Source organism: Paractinoplanes rhizophilus, from assembly GCF_042664765.1.
GTDB classification, from domain to species: Bacteria; Actinomycetota; Actinomycetes; order Mycobacteriales; family Micromonosporaceae; genus Actinoplanes; species Actinoplanes rhizophilus.
Map to the genome: position 1 here is coordinate 1 of NZ_JBHTBJ010000088.1, position 1603 is coordinate 1603.

Here is a 1603-nt window from a genome sequence, read left to right on the forward strand (position 1 = left end):
CACGTTGAGTCCGGCGGTGTCCTACTCTCCCACACCCTCCCGAGTGCAGTACCATCGGCGCTGGAGGGCTTAGCTTCCGGGTTCGGAATGAGACCGGGCGTTTCCCCTCCGCTATGACCACCGAAACAGCTGCCAGCATCGCGAACAAAATCCGTTCGTAACGGTTGTTCGTTTGCTGTGAATCACACAGTGGACGCGTAGCACAAGTTTGGGGTGGTTAAGCCCTCGGCTTATTAGTACCGGTCAACTGAACCAGTTACCTGGCTTACATTTCCGGCCTATCAACCCAGTCGTCTGGCTGGGAGCCTTACCCACTCGATGGTGGTGGGATACCTCATCTCGAAGCAGGCTTCCCGCTTAGATGCTTTCAGCGGTTATCCCTTCCGAACGTAGCTAACCAGCCGTGCCCCTGGCGGGACAACTGGCACACCAGAGGTTCGTCCGTCCCGGTCCTCTCGTACTAGGGACAGCCCTTCTCAAGTATCCAACGCGCACGGCGGATAGGGACCGAACTGTCTCACGACGTTCTAAACCCAGCTCGCGTACCGCTTTAATGGGCGAACAGCCCAACCCTTGGGACCTGCTACAGCCCCAGGATGCGACGAGCCGACATCGAGGTGCCAAACCATCCCGTCGATATGGACTCTTGGGGAAGATCAGCCTGTTATCCCCGGGGTACCTTTTATCCGTTGAGCGACACCGCTTCCACACGCAAGTGCCGGATCACTAGTCCCGACTTTCGTCCCTGCTCGACCCGTCAGTCTCACAGTCAAGCTCCCTTGTGCACTTACACTCAACACCTGATTGCCAACCAGGCTGAGGGAACCTTTGGGCGCCTCCGTTACCCTTTAGGAGGCAACCGCCCCAGTTAAACTACCCACCAGACACTGTCCCTCGACCCGATCAGGGCCGCAAGTTAGATACCCAAACCCAACAGAGTGGTATTTCAAGATTGCCTCCACCCGAACTGGCGTCCAAGCTTCACCGGCTCCCACCTATCCTACACAATTAAATTCGGATACCAATGTCAAGCTATAGTAAAGGTCCCGGGGTCTTTCCGTCCTGCCGCGCGTAACGAGCATCTTTACTCGTACTGCAATTTCGCCGGGCCTGTGGTTGAGACAGTGGGGAAGTCGTTACGCCATTCGTGCAGGTCGGAACTTACCCGACAAGGAATTTCGCTACCTTAGGATGGTTATAGTTACCACCGCCGTTTACTGGCGCTTAAGTTCTCCACTTCGCCCCGAAAGGCTAATAGGTCCCCTTAACGTTCCAGCACCGGGCAGGCGTCAGTCCATATACATCGTCTTACGACTTGGCATGGACCTGTGTTTTTAGTAAACAGTCGCTTCCCCCTGCTCTCTGCGGCCATACCCCGCTCCCCCCGCATGGAGGTTCACGGGTCCGGCCCCCCTTCTCCCTAAGTTACGGGGGCAATTTGCCGAGTTCCTTAACCACAGTTCGCCCGTCGCCTCGGTATTCTCTACCTGACCACCTGTGTCGGTTTCGGGTACGGGCCGCTCGGAACATCGCTAGAGGCTTTTCTCGGCAGCATAGGATCACTGACTTCACCTGATACGGCTCGGCATCACGTCTCACCCTG

General features: G+C 56.6%; 1 rRNA gene and 1 other annotated feature (1 of these 2 cut by a window edge). The gene reads right to left on the reverse strand.

Annotated elements, in window-relative coordinates:
• Window positions 1-8: 8 nt before the first annotated feature.
• A 5S ribosomal RNA gene (rrf, locus tag ACFQS1_RS40130) occupies window positions 9-125 on the reverse strand.
• A gap of 88 nt (window positions 126-213) precedes the next feature.
• Window positions 214-1603, reverse strand: a sequence feature (mutual gap in cmsearch alignment for this rRNA model is longer than 100) (it continues 1628 nt past the right edge of the window).